At 56.9% G+C, this 21,164-nt stretch carries 13 protein-coding genes; 11 read left to right on the top strand and 2 right to left on the bottom strand.

The features are described from left to right. Nucleotides 1-204 precede the first annotated feature (204 nt). Entirely contained in the window at nucleotides 205-477 is a 273-nt protein-coding gene (locus F6R97_RS05590; RefSeq protein ID WP_315866214.1) for a hypothetical protein, read from the bottom strand. 694 nt (nucleotides 478-1,171) lie between these two features. On the opposite strand from F6R97_RS05590, the gene F6R97_RS05585 reads away from it, so the two are divergent. The 7 genes from F6R97_RS05585 (at nucleotide 1,172) to F6R97_RS05555 (ending at nucleotide 12,035) form a co-directional block, all read left to right on the top strand. Further along, nucleotides 1,172-5,176 (top strand): ATP-binding protein, encoded by a 4,005-nt coding sequence (locus tag F6R97_RS05585; protein WP_315866213.1) that lies wholly within the window; start codon nucleotides 1,172-1,174, stop codon nucleotides 5,174-5,176. Between the two features lie 339 nt (nucleotides 5,177-5,515). Further along, on the top strand, nucleotides 5,516-6,055 hold the full coding sequence (locus tag F6R97_RS05580; RefSeq protein WP_315866212.1) for an AAA family ATPase: 540 nt from the start codon (nucleotides 5,516-5,518) through the stop codon (nucleotides 6,053-6,055). A gap of 3 nt (nucleotides 6,056-6,058) precedes the next feature. Next, on the top strand, nucleotides 6,059-7,741 hold the full coding sequence (locus F6R97_RS05575) for an adenylosuccinate synthetase (RefSeq protein WP_315866211.1): 1,683 nt from the start codon (nucleotides 6,059-6,061) through the stop codon (nucleotides 7,739-7,741). Beyond that, the gene (locus F6R97_RS05570; RefSeq protein ID WP_315866210.1) at nucleotides 7,741-8,391 is read left to right on the top strand and encodes a DUF7002 family protein; all 651 of its coding nucleotides are present in this window, start codon (nucleotides 7,741-7,743) and stop codon (nucleotides 8,389-8,391) included. Before F6R97_RS05575 ends, F6R97_RS05570 begins: the two co-directional genes overlap by 1 nt. A gap of 26 nt (nucleotides 8,392-8,417) precedes the next feature. Beyond that, nucleotides 8,418-8,888 carry an NUDIX hydrolase gene (locus F6R97_RS05565; RefSeq protein ID WP_315866209.1) on the top strand — a complete coding sequence of 157 codons (471 nt, stop codon included), beginning with the start codon at nucleotides 8,418-8,420 and terminating at the stop codon, nucleotides 8,886-8,888. 528 nt (nucleotides 8,889-9,416) lie between these two features. Then, nucleotides 9,417-10,775, top strand: coding sequence for an MATE family efflux transporter (locus tag F6R97_RS05560; protein WP_315866208.1), 1,359 nt, complete (start codon nucleotides 9,417-9,419; stop codon nucleotides 10,773-10,775). 360 nt (nucleotides 10,776-11,135) lie between these two features. Beyond that, nucleotides 11,136-12,035: an alpha/beta fold hydrolase gene (locus F6R97_RS05555; RefSeq protein ID WP_048397195.1), complete on the top strand. Its 900-nt coding sequence runs from the start codon at nucleotides 11,136-11,138 to the stop codon at nucleotides 12,033-12,035. A gap of 203 nt (nucleotides 12,036-12,238) precedes the next feature. Here F6R97_RS05555 and F6R97_RS05550 read toward each other — a convergent pair whose 3' ends face one another. After that, entirely contained in the window at nucleotides 12,239-12,988 is a 750-nt protein-coding gene (locus F6R97_RS05550; protein WP_315866207.1) for an SDR family oxidoreductase, read from the bottom strand. Nucleotides 12,989-13,418: 430 nt separating this feature from the next. On the opposite strand from F6R97_RS05550, the gene F6R97_RS05545 reads away from it, so the two are divergent. The 4 genes from F6R97_RS05545 to F6R97_RS05530 are packed head-to-tail and all read left to right on the top strand — an operon-like array spanning nucleotide 13,419 to nucleotide 21,164. Further along, a complete protein-coding gene (locus tag F6R97_RS05545) occupies nucleotides 13,419-14,210 on the top strand; it encodes a YfaP family protein (RefSeq protein WP_008008415.1) in 792 nt (263 codons plus the stop codon). A gap of 35 nt (nucleotides 14,211-14,245) precedes the next feature. Continuing rightward, complete coding sequence (locus F6R97_RS05540; RefSeq protein WP_315866206.1) at nucleotides 14,246-15,958, top strand: DUF2138 domain-containing protein; 1,713 nt, start codon at nucleotides 14,246-14,248, stop codon at nucleotides 15,956-15,958. Then, complete coding sequence (locus tag F6R97_RS05535; RefSeq protein WP_038982697.1) at nucleotides 15,955-16,593, top strand: DUF1175 domain-containing protein; 639 nt, start codon at nucleotides 15,955-15,957, stop codon at nucleotides 16,591-16,593. The genes F6R97_RS05540 and F6R97_RS05535 overlap by 4 nt, the downstream gene beginning before the upstream one ends. Further along, nucleotides 16,590-21,164, top strand: a complete 4,575-nt coding sequence (locus F6R97_RS05530) for an alpha-2-macroglobulin (RefSeq protein ID WP_315866303.1) — start codon at nucleotides 16,590-16,592, stop codon at nucleotides 21,162-21,164. The genes F6R97_RS05535 and F6R97_RS05530 overlap by 4 nt, the downstream gene beginning before the upstream one ends.

Raw genomic sequence — 21,164 nt, 5'->3', positions numbered from 1 at the left:
GTGGATACTCCACTAGGCCATATACAGAGGGGAAATGGCATGGGTGGCCAGATATAATTCTTGTGTGATAACGCTCCTTGTCCATGTGTAATGCCTTGCTCCGTTTGAGTGTAGCGGGAGAAGACACGCTCACGGTCCGCTATGGGCGGAGCGACATCTCAACGACAAACAAAACGGGCGTCTACAAAAGACGCCCGTTTTCATTTACTCCGTCGCCTGCGCTCGCAAACGTCGGCCGATCACATCCATCAAATCGCAGCCATCGCGCAACGGAATGGCCAGCAGTTTGGCAAAGTCCGACAGCACTACCGTGTCGCAACCGATCTCGGCGCGGAAGGCGATGTTTTCCAGCACCTGCGTGACCGTGCGAATGCGGTAGTCGGCCATGGCTTGCAGGACGTCGAGTGGAGCTTGAGTGTCGATGAGCAGGGATGCCGGGATCAGGTCGATTCCGGTGAGGGGCATGTATCTATCCATAGGTGAAACTCCGAATCAGATTAATGAAGGACTGATCCGATCTGCAGGTCGCCAAACCTGGTCGCTTTGTGGGCGACGGGGTGACTATGGGTTTTTCGCTCCAGTGGGGATAGGAGCGATTTCCGAGATTGGTGTAGGACCTATATGTAAAGCAGGCATGATTACTTTGGCCGGAAGCATTGAAATCCGGAACACGTGGCGTCGCGTGTCTGCTTTCAACCGATTCTGTTGAAAAAGTCGGCCTTGATTTCGATGGCAGAAAAGTAAGCGTCTGAGATTGAAATCCTGAATCTTCGCCGAGGCTTCCCTTCCGGGCTAAGATTTCACGTAGCAGCGTGTAAAAAATGCGATTTCACTGGTCAGTATGCGGGCAGTTTGGGCTGATCGACTTTTTCAACAGAATCAACCCAAAGCTGGAGGTGGTGGTGACAGGCAATAAACGGCCAGTCGTATTTTTCTAAAAATCAAAGGTGGCACACATGCCTTCACTGCTTTGTAAGTGCCAACCCTCAGCAATATCCGCATTTTCGCTTGAGCAAGCTGGTAGAAATCATCCTGAAACCTTACTTTGTGAACAAGCCTTCTCGAGTAACGAGCACGACCTTTTGATCTATTCTAAGTGCGTCAGTCGACGAGCCCGTTCTTTCGTCTCCAAAGCGTTAGCCTTTCACTCGTTGATGCCAGGGATGCCCTTATGCAAGCTGCTCCTCCCACGCAAACCGAAAATCTGGATTTAGAGAACTGCACACTAGATCAAATCGTTGATGTGCTTTGTGCCGGTAACCCGATCAATCTCCCTCAGGGCGCCGGCACATTTGCTCTAGACCTTGAAGACGCTCGCCTTGCAATGCAATTTTATGCACGTCGGCGCGATCTCTGGGCCCAGGCAAAATTAGTTTCAGCTAGCGAGGTCGATCAACTACTCGATGCCATTGGCGAGCCGCAACCGCATGTAACGCGTAGCCATACAGCAAATGCTGGTGCTTCGCGTCCTTGTTGGCGAATTCAGGAGTTTAGAGCCCATCGCTTTGCAGGGCTTCAGCGTCACTGCGACTCGGCCGGGAAAGCACCTGAGGTTTTGACCCTTCGACTTGACCGTGACGTTACCTGCATTTGGGGGTTCAACGGCGCCGGTAAATCTGCACTGCAGAGTGCGATCATGTGGTGCCTAACTGGTAAAGCACACCGTTCTCAACACAAGCCATCTGAAGTACACAATCCAATCACTGTCGACGTAATTTCAGTAAACGGCGAAAGTGGCAGCAATAGCAGTTTCACTCTCCCCGTGATCGTCCCATTACCTTCGGCGTCAGATCTTTCGATTTTAGGCGATCGCCCCGCATGTGACACATGGGTGGAACTGGATCTGCGGGATCAAAATGGAAACAACGTGACCGTCCGGCGCGAGTTGAAGCGAACCCCCAAAGGGGCTGTTTCCGTGAGCGTAAGTGGCTTAGACGATCTGGGGCTGCCACAGTGGGCGGTCGAAGCCGGTACGTTAATGCCTGCTATCGCTGCAAATATGCGCTTCGATGAGAAGACAAGTTTTGCCGAAGCAATCGCTCAGCTAACAGGTTTACGACCATTGCAGGATCTGGGCATGCGTTTGCCACGCCTCGTCCGACGTTTGGAAAAGGACGACACTGACACTGCCACGGATGCCAAAGATACTGCTCGTATTCATTTCATAGACAGCAAGGGTTCGTTTCTTGATGCTTGGCGTGTACAGAGTGAAACGCTTGGCCCTGAGCCAGATTTACTGACCCCCGACAAGGCTAGCCCTGAATTAAGTTGCAGCAGTTCGATCGCTGTCGTCCGTGAGAAGCTCGTCCAGCATCAAGCAAGTGGTCTGACGGATATTGAGACGATTCTTGGAAGCACTATCTCACTGTCAACGCCGGAGCGTAGCCAGGCCCTGCTCAGCCAGCTCGCTTTGGCAAGAGAGCAATTGACCGGCGCTGCTCTGAAAGGGCTTCCCTCTCTTCGTACCATTCACCAGATCAAAGAAGTCAGCAACGAAGATCGCGATGCGTTACTCGTCAAGCTTGAGGAGCTGGCGCTGCGAGCAGCCGATCAAGTCAAGCGGCAGCAGAACAAAGAGCAAGCGGCGCGCCAGCAGCTATACACAATGGTTGCGCAGTGGCACCGTCGGCAACATCCAGATCAACTGCTCTCTGACTGCCCAGTCTGCGGCTCAGATCTAGCCAACGTGCCACCTGACGCTCTTTTAGACTCCGACGTCGCTACCGCACTTCAGGCGGGGCTTCAGGCGCATCATGACGCTACAAAGTCACTTGCTGATTGGCAGCAGGGCGCTGCGAGCGAGCTATTGGAATCTCTTTCGGATAACTTGAAATTTTTTGCCGACCACAAGGGTCGCAGCACGGTTTTTGATCTTTACAAGAATGCCTATGTCAGCGAGGCACTCAAGGATCACTCCTTCGCAACAGATCTTCAACCAATCCAGAAGAATGCACGTAAGCTTTGGGACAGCCTCGTTGAGATGTATCCGATTCCGACCGAACAGCTTCCCGATCCTATCAGCTTGCCCAAGGAGCTTGCGACGGGGCTGCTGGCCAGTAGATTTGCAAATCTGCAACACGTCGTGACGCTGAGTGTCCAACGCACGGCGGTCGAGGCTGTCATGCAACCGCTTCTAGCGAAGTATCTGGGAGTCGGGTCATTTTCGCGGGGTGACCAATTTGACGAGTCGCTCAATTTGATTCTCCTACCGATCAGGCATCAGTTATCGGTAGTGCACCAAGCAATTACTTCTTCAGAACCATTAATTGCCTTAACGCGGCAGATTGATGTGATAGAAGACGCTCGTAAGCGCTGGGTGGTTGCGAGTCATCGACTCAGGCTTATTAAGCGCGCAGCCAAGGCAATACAGCAGTTAACTCGTTTACCGGAATTGGTTGAGTACCAAGTCCAAGGTTTGATCCACCTGCTGGAGGCTCGTACAACCGCTTGGCTCGATTTAATTTACCGCCCTCATTATAACGGTGGTCCGCGATACCTTGGGTTAGATCCAGCCCGCTCCCAAGGGGTGGGTCTATACGCTGGGCTTGGTACGGTGCGCGTCCAGGCGCACGAAATTATGAACTCATCTCATCTACGAGCATGTGTTTGGGCTTTCGTTTTCAGTCTATGGGAACGCATCCGAGAACGCGCTGGTGCGTTACAGGTTTTGCAGCTGGATGATCCTCAGACTTTCTTTGATCCTATCAACACGGAGAATCTTGCAGCTGCAGTCCCGGCCTTAGTCAAAGCGGGTATGGCGGTCATTATCACGTCCAACGACAATCGGTTCATCGCAGCGGTGAAAGACAAGCTACCGAGAGGCTCGTCCACATTTCCGTCATGGACTATGTTGCAGATCAGCCCTTTGTCGCTGTCCAGATTAACAGTCGCTCTGACCCCCACGGTCGAAGAAGTAAACGAGCGTCGCCAAGCATGGGCTGACGACTGCAATGACGTAGCGGCGAGCCAGGAGTTCGTTGAACGCGTTAGGCTGCATATCGAGAACCGATTGTGGGATTTACTCGCCGCTGACCCTATGCTTTTCTACAAGCCAACTCTCGCGGATCTAGTCGCTCACATCTCCAGCGCACGGAATGCGGGAGAATTGCCTTTCCAGGAACCTCCTTTCGAGAAGCTGCTGAGTTGTAACCTGTTGAAGCCAGGTACGCTTTTTTATAATACGATCAACCAAGCCCACCACGACCTTCGAAAAATTACACCCCATGATGCAGGGGTAGTTGATGAAGGTTTTACAGAGGTTGATCGGCTGTTGCGAAGCTGCGGAGCTGCTTATGCAAGGTTCATGGGCCGGTTGACTCGTGACGATGAAGATCTGTTCTTCGCGACAGCACCGGAAGCACCCGCTGTATTAGCTCATCAGGAGCAGAAATTCCGTGCACTTGGTGACTTCAGCGCTCATACCCGAGCAGCGATCGTTTCGCCAAGCGAGCCCACAGGTACGCTTTTGCTGGAGTCTTTGGGGGCGGTGGCACTTTATGCGATCCATGGTGATTCCCTTGGAGCTCTCGCGCGGCAGGGGCAAGTGGTGATCGTCTCAATTGAACGGACAGCAAAGTGCGGCGAACCTGTCATAGCTCTGTACAGCGATAAGATTTTCGCCCGACGTTACCACTCAGATAAAACTGATATCAGCAAGTTGATGCTCGCTTGTGAACAATCCGTTAGCGAGAAAGTAGCGCCTGCATTGGTGCTGCAGCGAAATAAAGTCCGTCTAATGCCCATCGTCGGTGTGCTTTACGATTCAATCTCGCAAACCGGTGCTGGTGAGGCTCGACATCTCAACAACAGCGAAACTTTAGATGCTCCTTTGGTCGCTGCCCGCATTGTTGACAACAGTGGTTACCCATTAATACGTCATCACGATTGGGTATTATTGGAGCCCATCAGCATCTCTTGCTCTGAAGATTTGGAGGTGCTACGTGGTGAGTTGGTGGCGTTGGTAGTTGGCCGTGACGGAGATCGAAAAGCATATCTGAAACGTGTGGGAGCGCCTGTTAGCAGAGAGGTAAGAATCTTCGAAAGCGCAGGCACCTTCGGAGACGCGATAGCTATAACTTGCGCGAATGAAGCCCCATCAAACCTTTTTCAACTGACGGATGTGTGGCGCGTTCGCGGAGTTCTGCGTGGTATTTCTGATGGGCTTGATAGGGGCTGATTTTTAAAAAAATGGGCAGGCAACGTATAGGACGGTGGCTTGACCCGGTTTCACTTCTGACGGAAGACAGGACGTGATGGACAGTTTCGAGCTAAGGACACGATCTCTCCAAGAAACGATTCCCGGAACATATCCGTGCTCTCCAATCGATCTCGATAGCCGATGAGCTTCTGAAGCGCCATCAGGAGTAGGGGTGGCAAGAATTCACATTTCCCGAGCAGTGAGTCTAAGGAAATGGTTGTGGTGCGGTAGCTTTGGTAAAAAATCGTATCACTTTAGAACAACCAAGCTACGCTTCATGTGACATCAGAATATATCTGACAAGGATTCGTTATAAACGTGAAGCGACTACTACTGTTAAGTGGCCCGATGGCCAGCGGCAAAACATCTGTTTCCGCAGTTCTACAAGAACACTTTGGTTTTTTCCCAATCAGTAGTAGTTCTTTTTTGCGAGCGCAGTTGGTTGGCCAAGGCGAAGTACCTGATCGTCACAAGCTTCAAGAGCTTGGCGACAGTCTGGATAGGGCTACTAACTTTTCGTGGGTCATCGACTCAGTCGCCAGACCGGCGATCAACGCCCGGCCGGATGTCGATAATTGGTTGCTGGACGCTGTACGCAAGTCGAGACAGGTGGAGCTTTTCAAGCACCACTTCGCGGGGGACGTGATGCACGTACATATAGACGCGCCTGAGTCCGTTTTGCAGCAGAGATACGCGGAGCGTGGCCCTAATCAGCTCGCGGAATATCAAGCAAATGTGCAACACCCCAATGAGCTGAGTGCACGTTCGCTAGGAAGTGTGGCGGACAAGGTTTTCGATACCGGAACACTTACTGTCTTTGAAATCGCACGTCAGATAATAGAACTCTGGGAGAAGTAGCGCATGGAAACTCGGCAGATCGTGGTGATCAGTGGAAAAACCTGTAGCGGCAAAAGTGAGTTGGCTCATTTGCTGGAAAAGGACTTTAACTTTGTTGTGGTTCGCGATCGTCGAGCCTCTCAAAATGCCGAGTGGAATTTCAGCATGGATCAGCCACCACTGATGGATCGCCGAAGAGAGCTAGACGACACTCAGCATGCCCAATGGATGCTAGTCGAAACAAAGGAGATATGTGCTGCTCAGAAGGATGACCGGCCATTGGTCGTAGATCATCTGGTTACGCTGGAACAGGTTTTGCAATTTCGAGAGGCCTTCGGGGCAAACTTGGTTCATGTCCACCTTTACGCGAGTGACAAGACCCTTCATGAGCGTTACGGGAAAAGAGTAGAAGGCAAAACCGATCCTGCGGCTTATGACGAGGTCAATCAACTTAGGGAGTCGGAGGAAATTAACGCGCTTAAGGAAGATGCGGACGTTCGGATATACACCGAGCGTTCGGACTCCAAGGACACGTTGGTGCGGGTAGCCGCTCGCTTGCATCTTTTTACGCCGCCTGAAATTAGATGTGTGGATGTCCTCATTGGAGGGCAGTACGGAAGCGAGGGTAAAGGTAATATAGTTTCCTACCTAGCTCGAGAATACGATGTCATGGTTCGTGTTGGGGGCCCAAACGCTGGACACACCGTGGCCAGTTCCGCAGGCCCCTATACTTATCATCATCTGCCGTCAGGGGCGCGGGACGTGACCGCACGACTGCTCCTCGGCCCTGGCATGACTATCCGATTGCAGGGGCTTTTAAAAGAAATCGAGGAGTGCGGTATCGGCGTAGACCGGCTGTTCATCGATCCCCAAGCCACCATCATCGAAGATGAAGACATTCAGACGGAGAAGAGACATCTGGTTTCAACCATAGCGTCCACCGGAAGCGGGAGTGGAGCTGCGGCCGCACGGCGTATTCTGAGTAGAGGTGAGGCAACGATTAGGCTTGCCCGGGACGTGGATGAGTTGCGTCCGTATGTCGGCACTCCTGGAAATTATCACGGCTCCACATCAGACAGGTTGGAAGAGGCTTACCACAATGGCCATTCAATTCTATTGGAGGGCACCCAAGGTAGCGGGTTGAGTATTTTCCATGGTGATTATCCTCATGTGACCTCCAGGGACACCAACGTTGCAGGATGCCTCGCGGAGGTTGGGATATCACCCAGCAGGATCCGCAAAATTCTTATGGTCATTCGACCGATGCCAATTCGTGTTGGCGATCCTGACGGGGACCAGGGCCACACGTCTGGAACGCTCAAGCTTCCCACCACCTTCAACGAGATTGCCGAATTTGCGGGTCTTGATGCTGAGGCGTTAAACGCTGCTGAGAAGACGTCCACCACTGGTCGCAACAGACGGGTCGGCTGGTTCGAATGGGATCAGTTCCGGAAAGCATGCGCGCTCAATGCTCCTACCGACATCGTTCTGACATTTGCGGATTACCTTAAGTCCACGAACAGTAAGGCGCATAGGTTCGAGCAGCTCCACCCGGACACGATCAAATTCGTGGAAGAGCTGGAGCGCGTTTCCCAAGCCCCTGTATCGCTGATAAACACCAGGTTTTCCAGAGATCCAAATGCAAGTGACCTACGATCTTTGATCGATCGACGCAATTGGACTGCACGCTCTGGCAGGAGAGTCTGATGAATTTAGAAAAGCTGATCGAGCTTTACCCTCGTGTCTACCACATGGCTGAGCTTGGGGCGTGGGGGAGTATTCAACAACGTGGACTGATGAGCACGACCGCAGTCCTTGATCATCTTGAGGTAGCTGATGCCGAGCGTGCTCGGTTTGAAAGCGAACACCGTGATCAGAAAATGGATGTGAGGGCAGGCCACCCTTCCAATATCGTGCTTCGTGATCAAAAGCCGATGCCAGAGAGGCGGTTGTTGCAAGCTCTAACGAATGGTACAACGCCTAGGCAGTGGTATGAACTGATCAACGACAAGGTCTTCTTCTGGGTTGAGGAGGAAAGACTGCATCGTCTGCTTGGCGCTCGTGATTACCGCACGCTCGAACACGATGTTCTGACATTGGACTCGGCGGAATTCATCCCAGCCTATGCTGAAAAAATATGGCTGTGCCACATGAACTCGGGTAACACATGGCCAATTCCGCATCGTCGCGATACGGAGATCTTTCGTAGAGTCGCAGATTACCCTGTCAAACGTTCGGGCAAACCGGTCAAAAATGTTGTCGAGCTGGTTGTCGATTACTCCGTCCCCAACATCGCTGACTATGTGGTGGAAGTTCGGCGTATGAAGGGCAGTGAAGTGTTGGAAGTCATTGGCTAGCGCTCATCTACCCAGCGGGGGGAGTTATGCCACGACGACGTTCAGCCTCACGGATTTTGCTTGTCAGTTCCTCTCACCGACTGTTGCTTTTCAAGATCCATTATAAGGCCGGCGCCTTGGCGGGGAGGAGCTACTGGGCCACGCCAGGTGGTGGGCTGAGAGGTGATGAGTCTTTTGAGGCGGCGGCAGCGCGTGAGCTTTACGAGGAGACTGGTCTCGACGTTCAGTCCGTTGGCCGCTGCATCGCACGCAAGGAGTTCCTCTGGAAAATGCCGGACGAAGAGCATGTGCTCGCGGTCGAAAAATACTATGTGGTGTATGCATGTGCCGAGCATTGCTCTACTGCAAGATGGAGCGCTCAGGAGCGTGACGTTGTATGTGAAATAAGGTGGTGGTCAGAAAATGAGCTAATGGCTAGCACCGAAGAAATTCTGCCACCGGATCTGCCGATTTTGTTTGGCAAAGCCTTACTCATGTCACCTTATCAATCCGGCTAGGGATCAACCATCCCCGCTGCGCCACCTGCTGCGAATACTGACCTCACCAATGACACGGTGTTTTGCGGCGACTCGCAAAACCTTGCACTCGGCTTCGCCTGTTGCTTACGACGTTGATTGCGAAACAAAAATAGCCCACATCATGTGGGCTATTTTGTTTATTGATTAAGCGCTACTTGGGTAATCTGAATCGCCCTTGATATATCAGACACGTTGAATGGCTGCTTCTGGCCGATTCTGTTGAAAAAGTCGGCCTTGATTTCGATGGCAGAAAAGTAAGCGTCTGAGATTGAAATCTTGAATCTTCGCAGAGGCTTCCCGAGCTCAGATTTCCACGTAGCAGCGTGCAAAAAATGCGATTTCACCGGTCAATATGCGGGCAGTTTAGGCGGATCGACTTTTTCAACAGAATCGGCCGGAAGCAGACATTACTCATGCCTCCCAAATCCGCAAAACAGAAGCGCGTCGTTCCCAGTTCCATAGCGTAGAATTTCCCAAACGCCAGCCCCCACCCGAGACGGAACCTCAATGCAAACCCCCACCACCCAAAACCCCCTCTGGCAAACCTACCTCCTATTCCTCGCCCCCATGGTCCTCTCCAACTTCCTCCAATCCATGTCCGGCACGATCAACAGCATCTACATCGGCCAAATGCTCGGCACCCAGGCTTTAGCGGCAGTATCGGGCATGTTCCCCATCGTGTTCTTCTTCATCGCCCTGGTCATCGGCCTCGGTGCCGGCGCAGGCGTGTTGATCGGTCAAGCCTGGGGTGCCCGCGAGCCGCATCTGGTGAAGGCTATCGCCGGTTCGACGTTGTTGTTGGGGGCGATGATCGGGCTGGCGGCGGCGGTGTTGGGCAGTGTGTTCGCGCGGCCTGCGTTGCAGGGCTTGGGCACGCCGGCGGATGTGCTGGACGATGCGGTGGCGTATGCGCAGGTGATGATGTGGATTTTGCCGTCGCTGTTGGTGTTTGTGTTGTTCACGCAGTTGCTGCGTGGGGTGAGCGATACGGTGTCGCCGTTGTTGGCGCTGGTGGTGTCGACGTGTGTCGGGCTGGCGCTGACGCCGGCGTTGATTCTCGGGTGGTTGGGGTTGCCGCCGATGGGGATTCAGAGTGCGGCGTGGGCGGGGTTGGCGGGTAACTTGTCGGCGATGGCGTGGCTGGCGTGGCGGTTGATTAGCAAGGGGCATCCGTTGGCGCCGGATCGGGAGATGTTTGCGGCGATGCGCCTGGATCTGGAGATCCTCGGCAAGGTGTTGCGCATCGGGCTGCCGACCGGGTTGCAGATGGTGGTTTTATCGCTGTCGGAGTTGGTGATTCTGGCGCTGGTGAACCAGCACGGTTCCCAGGCGACGGCGGCGTATGGGGCGGTGACGCAGATCGTTAATTACGTGCAGTTCCCGGCGCTGTCGATTGCGATCACGGCGTCGATCCTCGGCGCGCAGGCGATTGGGGCGGGGCGTATCGAGCGCATGGGGCCGATTTTGCGCACGGGGCTTTTGATCAACGTGTGCCTGACCGGTGGCCTGGTGGTGTTGGGTTATCTGCTCTCGCACTGGTTGCTGGGGCTGTTCCTCACGGATGATTCCACGCGGGCGATGGCGGAACACCTGTTGCACATCATGCTCTGGAGCCTGTTGGTGTTTGGTTTTCAGGCGATTGTCGGCGGCATCATGCGCGCGAGCGGCACGGTGTTGGTGCCGGTGGCGGTTTCGATCGTTTGCGTGGTTGGGGTGCAGTTGCCGGTGGCGTATCTGCTGGATGCGCGCTTTGGGCTGCAAGGTGTCTGGATGGCGTTTCCGGTGGCCTATCTGGGCATGCTGATGCTGCAGACGCTGTATTACAAAATGGTCTGGCAGCATCAGAAGATTGAGCGGTTGGTGTAGGGCCTCGTTTGAGCGCGAAATTGCACTCCACTTGACCACCTGTTTGCATTCGACCTGACCAATAATTTGCATCGCATCTGACCACCAGTTACATGGGATTTGACCGTCATGCTTCGTAACCGTGATCGGCAGAGAATTACGCATTGCAGCCCTTCGCGACAGGCAGCAATCCACAACCCAAAGCGGACGCTAAGGATTGCAGGCGGGGATAGTTTCCTGGCGCCTTCGTGCGCCGTATAGTGGCAATATTTTTTCGGTCAAAGGAATGGCTATGAACCCCTTAAGCTGCCTACTTGTCGGTGTGATTGGCGACCGTGACATCGTAAATGTCACTTCGCATTGCGCTAAAAGGGGAACGTCATGCGTGTGGGAATGATCCTTGCTGGGATCGGCACCACGTTGGCGCTGGTGTCAACATCACCAGCCCAGCCTGCGTCCCTGCCGCCAGGAACTATCAACCAGGGTGGTATCTCGGTGCTGGTCCAAGGCTCGGGAACAGACATTATATTAATTCCAGGATTGGCGTCGTCCTACGAAGTATGGGCTGATTTGGCCTCCCGATTACGGCAGAGCCACCGTCTCCATCTGGTACAGGTAGCTGGCTTTGCCGGCTCGCCTGCCGTATCCGATCCAGATGGGAGAGTAGCAGCGCCGACGGCCGAGGCAATCGCTGAATATATCCGAAGCCAGCGCATCGAGGCGCCGGTCATCATCGGTCATTCGTTGGGTGGTGAGGTGGCACTGATGCTAGGTGCTCGTCATCCCGACCAAGTTGGACGCCTGATGATTGTCGATGCGCTGCCCTTTTATACGTTGCTGTTTGACCCCTCCGCGACCAGTGAAACGGCGACCCCGCACGCTGCTGCGATGCGCGCTGCAATGTTAGCGGCAACGCCTGAGCAGGCGAAAGCGATGCAGCATGCATCCATCGCCCGTCTCGCCAAAACTGAAGCGGTCAGGCCTGGCCTGGCCGCAGCGGGAATAAGCTCGGACCGAAAGACCATGGCCAATGCCACGTATGAACTGATGGTCACCGACCTCCGGCCTGAGCTTGGACGCATCAGGGTGCCGGTCGAGGTCGTCTATGCCTACGACCTGCTATACGGCGTACATGCGTCCCACGTTGATGCAATGTTCCGTAACGCCTATGTCTCGACCCCAAACATCAGCTTCAGGCGCATTGACGGCAGTTTTCACTTCGTCATGCTTGATCAGCCAGAACTGTTCGCCGGTGCTGTCATCAAGTTCCTGAACCAGTGAGCGGCGGCAGCGGGGTTGCTAGAGTGACGAATCGCCGTAAACGGGCAGAGGATTCGTTGCTGTGCTTGCGGGTCACTGACCGTCCGCTTCTGGCCGTTCTCTGCCGCTCATGGTCACGAAGCGTGATGGTCAATTCCGATGCAAATGACTGGTCAGTCGAATGCAAATGGGTGGGCAAGTCTGTGCAATTACCCATTTGAGTATCAAACGCTGCTCTTGAGCCAGGTCTCGAAGCGCGTCGGCCCGACGATGGGGTGTTCTCCCGGCGTAAGCGAATGGTCATCGATTGGCGCGCCGAAGTAGGGGACCGTGTCGTCCGCTTGGGCTTGGCGCGGATCGTTGGTATGTTGCAAAAACAGGCGCACGAATTCCACCAGCGGCCAGCGCTCAGGACCGGCCACTTCCAGGGTCTGATTGCTCGGTGCTTGCACGGCGACTTTCGCCAGCGCCGTCGCGACATCGACCGCGGCAATCGGTTGTAGCTCGGCGGTGGTCAGGCGCACGGTATCGCCGTCCTGAACGCCCGAGTGCGAAATCGCCCCGATGAATTCGAAGAACTGCGTGGCCCGCAGGAGGGTGTAGGGAATGCCTGAGTCCTTGATGAGTGTTTCCTGCGCCATTTTCGCCCGGAAGTAACCGCTGTCGAGCATGCGCTCGGTGCCCACCACCGACAGGGCGACATGGTGTTTGACGCCGGCGGTTTTCTCGGCGGCGAGCAGGTTGCGCCCGCTGGTTTCGAAGAACTCGAGCACGGCGGCGTCATCGAAGGAGGGCGAATTGGCCACGTCGACCACCACGTCGGCGTCTTGTAAGGCCTCTTGCAATCCTTCGCCGGTGAGGGCGTTGACGCCGGTGCTTGGTGAGGCGGCCAGGGTTTCATGTCCCAGGTCTTGCAGGTTTTTGCAGAGGTGTCTGCCGATCAGCCCGGTACCGCCAATGACGACGATTTTCATGACCAGTCTCCCGATGCGTGTGCAGTGGGCTGCGGTGGCTTGGAATCCTGCAACCATTAAAGACCCTGAATGCGCGAGAGGGTGGCGGGGGCGACGATCGGGTTATCGGAAAAAGACCGTCTGGTTCACAAAAAGAGCGGAAAAATGGACGGCTGGCAATGTTATATTGCCGGCCTCTGGCCCAATGCCAGTCAGTTAAGCGCAATCCATGTGGGAGCGGGCTTGCTCGCGAAAGCGGTGTATCAGGCGACAGCAATGCTGGATGTGCCGCCGTCTTCGCGAGCAAGCCCGCTCCCACAGGTTCCGTGCCTTAACGGGCATTAGGCGTCTGGCCCCTCATTTTTTGAAGCCCGACGGTCCAACAGTCAAAGTCAAACACCGCGCCGAGGATTGGGCGCCAGGTTTCGTTATGCATGGCAGGAGGCGTTACATGCGTTGTGTTCTTTCACTGCTGATCACGCTGGTCTGCGCTCAGGTTGCCTGGGCCGAGCCCACGGCCGAGTTGTCGGAGCCGGTGGGTGGCTGGCGCTATCACGGCCTGCTGGACCGCAGTGAAAACCCTCGAGTTGCTTATCCCACGCCGCCCATCGATCGGGGCGTGCAGCGCAATCGCACGATGATCGAAGGCCAGCTCAAGGCCCTCGGCACGCTTCGGCCGCCGCACAGCCTGGCGGTCAACGGCAATCCCCTGAATTTGTACACCGACGACCAAGGACGTTTTGCCCGGCCGTATGCGTTCGGCGCCGGGTCCAACAGCGTCGAAGTGCGCAGTTCCGAGGGCAAGTCGCTCAAGCGCGTTCAATTCTATGAAGCCAACAACCTGCGCACGCCGGCGCGAATTCGCGTGGTGCTGGGGTGGGACGATCCGAAGGCCGAACTCGATCTGCACATCATTACGCCCGACGGCCAGCATGCGTTCTGGGCTCGCCCGGCGATGAGCAATGGCGGCGGCCTGGACCCGGACGGGGTCGATGGCCCCGGCCCGGAAATGTTCACCATGACCGCGCCGATGCATGGCACTTATCTGGTTTACGTGAACTATTGGGGCAACTTCGGCAGTGGCGGCTATAACTTCGATGAGACCAGCAACCAGAACGAGGTGATCACCTCGCAAATCAATCTGGTGCTCAACGAAAACACCGTCGACGAAAAACGCGAGACCTTCATCGTGCCTTTGCGGGCGATCGGCGACCTGCTGCTGGTCAAGACTTTCAACTATTAAACATCCCGCACCACGGATGAATTGGGTTTGTGAACATGAGTGATAAGACTGTTTCCCCGGCCGCTGACGCACCCGCTGCAAAAACTCCTCGCCGTTGGCCAGCGCTGCTGGTCGGGCTGTGCCTGGTGGCCGGCGTGGCGGGCGGGTTGGGGTGGTTCCTGAACAAACCCAAGGCTCCGCCTGCGGAACTGGCCAGTGACAAACTGGGCATGAGCCGACCGGACGGTTTGCTCGAAACCCATTCCCTGAGCCAGTTGCCCAAGGATCTGCTGGCGGTGCCGTTTCTCAAGGAAACCCTGACCGAAGATTTCGTCTTCTATTACGAAGCGCATGCGGATCGCCTTGGGCTGATTGGCAGTCTGCGGCGGATCATTTACGAGCATGACCTGAAGCTGCAGGACAGCCTTATCGAGCAGCTGTTCGATCAGCCGGCGGATGTGGCGCTGTGGCGCGGGGCGGATGGGCGTCTCAAGGATTTCCTGTTGGTGATGGATCGCGGCGGGCTGGCCAAGGTGCTGGAGCCGCTGGCGAAAGTGGCGCTGGGTGATACGCAGTTGAGCCGGCTCAGTGAAATCAAGGTCGCGGGCGATGTGGTGCCGCTGTATCAGCTCACTTACAACAACAGCAAAGCGCTGCTGTTCGCGTCCCATGGCGACAAACTGGTGGTGTTGTCCAACCCGGCGAAGCTGTACGAGACCGGACACGGCCCGGTCGATGAGCCCGGCATGGTCTCGACGGAGTCCCTGGAAGCGTTACTTGGCGGCCAGAAACTGTTCCCCGAAGCCTTCGGCCTGCCACCGCGTACGCCCGAGGTAAAACAGCGCCTCTCGGTCAATTCCAGCGTGTTGGCCATGGGTTACCAGCGCTTCATCCCGAACTTCGCCGGCCTGCGTTTTGACATGGACGACAAGGGCTGGCACAGCTTTCTGGCCATGGACGAACTGGAAAGCCAGCCGGACTTCGACTTCAAACCGATCTGGCAAGCCATGCCCATGGGCGCCAGCGCCTGCGTGACCTTGCCACTGGCCGCCGAACAACAGAAACCGCTGCTGGTGAAACTCGGCGCCGAAGAGTCCGTGGCCCAGGCCCTGACCGAACACATGGCCGGTGCCGCCGGCCTGTGCTGGTACGCCGACTCGCGGCTGTACACGCCGCTGCTGGTGGCGAGCCTGAATGATGATGACAGCGCCAAACTCGACGGCGACTTGGGCAATCTGTTCGGCTCGATGGTCGGCGCCTATGAAGGCAAAGTCCCTGATCAGGCGTTCCCGGTGGTCGAAAAACAGCAAGGCCAAACCCATCAGTGGCAGCGTCAGGTCAGCTCCAACTTCGGTCCCTATAAAGCCAAGGATGCCGAGCAACCCGACGCGATCACCGGCAAAGCCTTTATGCGCGTAAGCCTGGCGCGCCACGGTTCGACGCTGCTGTTTTCCCTCGACGACAAACTGGTCGACAAAGCCCTCGGCACCCTCGACAAGCGTTTCCCGCCCATGGCTGACGTAGTGCCGAAAGACCTGCTGATGCCGATCTATTTCGGCCCGGATTCCATGGCGCAGCTGATGCAACAGGAAACCCTCGACAGCCTGCCGCAGGACATGGAGCCGGTGTTCTACAACGCCGCGCAAACCTACCTGATCCCGAAACTGCGCACCCTCGGCGGCTATGGCAAATATGCCCTGACCTTGCCTAAAGGCAGCGAGCCCGACGGCCACTGGCAGTGGCTGCCGCTGGAGTGGAAAGCCCTGTGACCGCACTTATCCGAGGCCTCGGCCTGTTGGCGTTGCTGCTGGGGACTCGTTCCTTTGCCAGCGAAGCCCCGGCGCTCGACCCGCAGCAATCCCAGGTATTCCGCGCCTGGTTCGTGCGCATCGCCCAGGAACAACTGACCCAAGGCCCGAGCCCGCGCTGGTATCAGCAGGATTGCGCCGGGCTGGTGCGGTTTGCCGCCAACGAAGCGCTGAAAGTCCATGACGACAAATGGCTGCGCAGCAATGGCCTGTCCAATCGCTACCTGCCGCCGGAACTGCAATTGAGCGACGCCCAGCGCGGCCTCGCCCAGCAATGGCAGCAGGGTGGTGGCAAGGTCGGGCCTTACGTCAACGCGATCAAGCTGATTCAGTTCAACAGTCATCTGATCGGCCGTGACCTGTCCCAGGCCCGGCCCGGCGACCTGATGTTTTTCGATCAGGGTGACGACCAGCACCTGATGATCTGGATGGGCCGCTTCATCGCCTATCACACCGGCACTACCACCCCCACTGACAACGGCATGCGCTCCGCAAGCCTGCAACAACTCATGACATGGAAGGACACCCGATGGATACCCGACGCAGCCAACCCCAACTTCATCGGCGTCTATCGACTGAACTTCCTCTCCCAATGATCGGTGCCCGCATGCTGCGCATTTGCTCTCGAATTCCACTGCTGCTGGCTCTGCTGGCGCCTTTAACCACGGTCAATGCCGAAGACACCGTCGAGCCGAGCGGCTATACGCCGGTGACCGGTGAGAGTTTCTTCCTGCTGGCCGACAGCAGTTTCGCCAGCGACGAGCAGGCGATGGTTCGCCTCGAAGCGCCGGGCCGCGATTACCGCCGGTTCCGCATGGAGCCTTACGGCGGCGCGGACATTCGTGTGTATCGCATCGACAAGCCGCTGGATTTTCTCAAGCGCCAGAAGAACCTGCACCGCGTGGTCAGTGACGGCCAGTTCAAGGGCGAAGGCCTGTCGAACACCCTCGCGTACCTGTGGGATAACTGGTACCGCAAATCCCGTCGAGTAATGCAGCGGGCGTTTTCCTACGAGTCGCGCAAACAAGTCACCGAGGAAGTGCCGGAACTGAAGATGGGTACCGCCATCGCCGCACCAACGCCTTACGACGCTCAGCCCCAGTTCGCGTTGATTCCGGGCCTGCCGGTGGTCAGTCAATTCCGTTATCCGCTGTGGCAAGCCAAACCGATCCAGCCGCCTGAGGGTGTGAATCTGGCCGGTTCTTCCAGCGAGTTCGTCAGTGTCTCGCCGGGCAACGTGTACATTCCGTTGGGCAACCTGAAACCGGGCCTGTATCTGGTGGAAGCGTTGATCGGCAAGTACCGCGCGACCACCATGGTTTTCGTCTCCAACACCGTGGCCGTGAGCAAGATTGCCGGCGATGAATTGCTGGTGTGGGCCGCGCGCAAACACGAAGGCAGTTCGGTGCCCAAGGTCAATGTGCTGTGGACCGACGGCCTGGGTGTGATGAGCAGCGGCGCAACTGATGCCGATGGTTTGCTGCGTCTGAAACACGTCAGCCCGGAGCGTTCGTTCGTGATTGGCGAGGACGAAGAGGGCGGAGTGTTCGTCTCCGAGAACTTCTATTACGACAGCGAAATCTACGACACCAAACTCTATGCGTTCACCGACCGACCGCTGTATCGGCCGGGGGATTGGGTGTCGCTGAAAATCGTCGGTCGCGAGTTCAAGAATGCGCGGGATTCCGTGGCGCCGACCGCTGCCGACGTCAACGTCACCGTACTCGACGCCACTGGCACCGCGCTGCAATCGTTGGCGCTGAAGCTCGATTCCAAGGCCGGCACTCAGGGTCGCTTCCAGTTGCCGGACAACGCGGTGGCGGGCGGTTATGAACTGCGTTTCAACTACAAGGATCAGGCCTACAGCAGTGCCTTCCGTGTCGCTGAATACATCAAGCCGCACTTCGAGATTTCCCTGAACCTGGCCAAGCAGGATTACCGCACCGGCGAACCGGTGAAGGGCAGTCTGGTGTTGTTGTACCCGGACGGCAAACCTGTTGCGAATGCCAAGTTGAGCCTGAGCCTGCGCGCCCAACAATTGTCGATGGTCGATAACGAACTGCAATACCTCGGGCAATTCCCGGTGGAGTTGACCAGCGCCGAACTGACCACTGACGCCAAAGGCAACGCGAGCCTTGATCTACCCGCTGCCGAGAAACCGAGCCGCTACATGCTCACCGTGTTCGCCAGCGATGGTGCGGCGTATCGGGTCAAAACCACCAAGGAAATCCTCATCGACCGTGGTGCTGCGAGTTTCCGCTTGAGCGCGCCGCAGCGGTTCAGCGCGGTGGGCGGCAAGGTTGCATTCAGCTATGCCAACGAAGGTGGCAGCGAGCAGAGCAAAGCGGTCAACCCGAGCAGCTACAGCTGGGTGCGACTCGAAGATCAGACCACTGGCGAAGGTAAACTCGCCGCCAAAGATAAAGGCTTCGCGCTGGCCTTCGACCGTCCGGGCACTTACAACCTGACGCTGAAAGATGATCACGGCCGCGTACTGGGCGCGACCGGTCATTCGGTCACTGGCGATGGCGTCAAAGCGGTGCCCGGCACCGTGGAAATCGTACTCGATAAACCCGAGTACAAGGCCGGCGACGAAGCCCTCGCGTTGATCACTTTCCCCGAGCCGATTATCGATGCGTTGTTGTCGCTTGAGCGTGACAAGGTCGAGGCCACTGCGCTGCTGTCCAAGGGCAGCGACTGGCTGAAGATGGAAAAAATCAGCGACACCCAATACCGCGCGCGCATCCTGGTGAAGGACAACTTCGCGCCGAACCTGACGTTCTCGGTTCTTTACACCAAGGGTGGCCAATACAGCTTCCAGAACGCCGGCATCAAAGTGGTTGCGCCGCAAATCGACGTGGCAATCACCACCGATAAAGAGGCGTATCAGCCAGGCGATACCGTGTCGGTTGACCTGACCACGCAGTTCGCCGGCAAGCCGATTCCGGCGCACCTGACGGTCAGTGTGGTTGATGAAATGGTCTACGCCTTGCAACCGGAAGTCGCGCCGACCATCGACCAATTCTTCTATCACCCACGCCGCAACAACGTGCGCACCAGTGCCAGTTTGTCGTTCATCAGCTACGACGTGGCATTGCCGGGCAGCCCAGGCGCACCGGGTAAAGCCAACCGCAGCGAGCGTGGCGTGAAAGTGCTGGAGCGGCCACGTCGCGAAGACGTCGACACCGCCGCGTGGCAGCCTGAATTGATCACCGATGCCAACGGCAAAACCCGCTTCACCTTCAAAATGCCGGACTCGCTGACCCGCTGGCGCATCACTGCTCGGGCCATTGCCGATGACGGTCAGGTCGGGCAGAAGAAGCAATTTGTTCGCTCGGAAAAACCGCTGTACCTGAAGTGGAGCGGCCCGAGCAAGTTCCGCAACGGCGACAAACCGGATCTCGGTGTGTTCGCTTTCAGTCAGGCCGAGAAACCGGTCAAGGCTGAGCTGGTGATTCATTACGCTGGCGCCGAACAACGGGTGCCGGTCACGTTGAACAACGGCATCAACTACATCGCATTGCCGGCGTTCACAGTGGCCAATGGCGAGTGGACCGCCGAGCTGGTGCAGGACGGCAAAACCGCTGATGCCTTGGCGGTGCGCCTGACCGCGACCGGCGAAGGCTGGCAGGTGACTCAGAGCCAAAGCCTGGACGTGGCCAGCGGTGATACGCCGCTGACCTTGCCGGCCGACGCCACGGATATTCGCCTGCGCCTGGATGACAGCCCGCAAGCGCTGTTCCGTTCGGCGCTTGATGATCTGCTGAGCTATCCGTACGGCGGTGTCGAACAGACCGCCAGTCGTTTGCTGCCGTTGAGCATCGCTTATCCGACCTTGTCGTCGAACCCGCAGATCCGCGATCGTTTGCGTCTGATCATGCAGAACAGCCGTCTGCGGCTGGTGCAAATGGCCGGCCCGTCGGCGAGCTTCACTTGGTGGGGCTACGACGGTGAGCCGGATGCGTTCCTCACCGCTTACGCCTATTACGCCGACTGGCACGCCAGCAAAGCGCTGGAACTGAGCCTGCCGCCGGAGCATTGGCAGCGGGTGCTGGATGTGTACGCCAAACAAGCGCAGAACACGCCGCTGTTGCAGCGGGCGTTGATTCTGTCGTTTGCCAAGCAGATGCAATTGCCGGTGAACACGCTGCTCAGCGGTTTGATCGACGATCTGGTGAAAGCCGGCGAAGGCCATGCGGCGAGCATGATGGACGATGGCGCAGAGAGCCTGGTCATGAGCGATCCGGATTCGGCGTTGGGCCTGGCCAGCGCTCGAGTGCTGACCGCCTCGTTGGCGCGTCAGGCCAAGGTCAATCTGCCGTCGGCGTTCAACGGTCAATTGGAAGTTGCGCAACAACAAGTGGCCGTCAGCTCTCAACCGTTTGTCGAAGCCTTGAACCTGTCTCTGCAAGCCTTCGATCAGGCTCACGCTCAAGCACTGTTGCAACGCTTGTTGCCACAGCAATCGACCCTGGAACGCGCCTTGGCGCTGACCTGGCTGCAACGCAGCATCGAGCAGGCCTCGCCCACCATCGCGCTGGCACCGGGTGAAGGCTGGAAGAAACAACACAGTGCTACCGGTGAGATGTATTGGACGTGGCAGGGGGCTGCGCCCGTGCCGACAGTGTTGTCGCTGACCGGGGAGCAAGAACGCCCGCTTCGCGCCGCGTTGAGCTTCCAGAGCAAGCAACCGCCAGTGGCCCCGATGGCCGTGACCATCACTCGTCGTCTGTCGCGTCTGGTGCCGGGTGACGAAGCGTTCGAATTCAAACTCGAAGCCGTCGGCAGCAAACCGCTGTCCAGCGACAGCCTGTACCTGGACGAAGTGATCATCACCAGCAAGGCTGCGAAACCGCTGCGCTACGGCATGCTCGAAGTGCCGCTGCCACCGGGCGCGGACGTCGAGCGCACCACGTGGGGCATCAAGCTGATGGGCAAGGCCGGCACCGAGCCGACCTCGCTGGAGAAGGCCCGTTTCGAGCCGGGGCAACTGGCCTACGCGATCCCGGTGGATGCCTTGAGCGGTGAATTGCGCCTGCGTCATCTGGTGCGTTTCTCGCAAAAAGGTCAGTTCAGCCTGCCGCCGGTACGTTTCACTCAAGTCTACGCACCGCAGAACCAGGCTCAGGAACAGAAGCCGGCACTCGGTCAGGTCACGGTTCACTGA

This window comes from Pseudomonas sp. JV414, assembly GCF_032424305.1.
Classification (GTDB): domain Bacteria; phylum Pseudomonadota; class Gammaproteobacteria; order Pseudomonadales; family Pseudomonadaceae; genus Aquipseudomonas; species Aquipseudomonas lini.
The sequence above is the reverse complement of the archived record's forward strand: the minus strand, read 5'-3'. Positions and strand labels throughout refer to the sequence as shown.

What these genes read in the sequence shown, in the direction of transcription:
- F6R97_RS05555 (WP_048397195.1), top strand. Translation starts at nt 11,136, where the DNA reads ATGCGTGTGGGAATGATCCTTGCTGGGATCGGCACCACGTTGGCGCTG.
- F6R97_RS05530 (WP_315866303.1), top strand. Translation starts at nt 16,590, where the DNA reads ATGATCGGTGCCCGCATGCTGCGCATTTGCTCTCGAATTCCACTGCTG.
- F6R97_RS05560 (WP_315866208.1), top strand. Translation starts at nt 9,417, where the DNA reads ATGCAAACCCCCACCACCCAAAACCCCCTCTGGCAAACCTACCTCCTA.
- F6R97_RS05585 (WP_315866213.1), top strand. Translation starts at nt 1,172, where the DNA reads ATGCAAGCTGCTCCTCCCACGCAAACCGAAAATCTGGATTTAGAGAAC.
- F6R97_RS05570 (WP_315866210.1), top strand. Translation starts at nt 7,741, where the DNA reads ATGAATTTAGAAAAGCTGATCGAGCTTTACCCTCGTGTCTACCACATG.
- F6R97_RS05590 (WP_315866214.1), bottom strand. Translation starts at nt 477, where the DNA reads ATGGATAGATACATGCCCCTCACCGGAATCGACCTGATCCCGGCATCC.
- F6R97_RS05575 (WP_315866211.1), top strand. Translation starts at nt 6,059, where the DNA reads ATGGAAACTCGGCAGATCGTGGTGATCAGTGGAAAAACCTGTAGCGGC.
- F6R97_RS05545 (WP_008008415.1), top strand. Translation starts at nt 13,419, where the DNA reads ATGCGTTGTGTTCTTTCACTGCTGATCACGCTGGTCTGCGCTCAGGTT.
- F6R97_RS05565 (WP_315866209.1), top strand. Translation starts at nt 8,418, where the DNA reads ATGCCACGACGACGTTCAGCCTCACGGATTTTGCTTGTCAGTTCCTCT.
- F6R97_RS05550 (WP_315866207.1), bottom strand. Translation starts at nt 12,988, where the DNA reads ATGAAAATCGTCGTCATTGGCGGTACCGGGCTGATCGGCAGACACCTC.
- F6R97_RS05540 (WP_315866206.1), top strand. Translation starts at nt 14,246, where the DNA reads ATGAGTGATAAGACTGTTTCCCCGGCCGCTGACGCACCCGCTGCAAAA.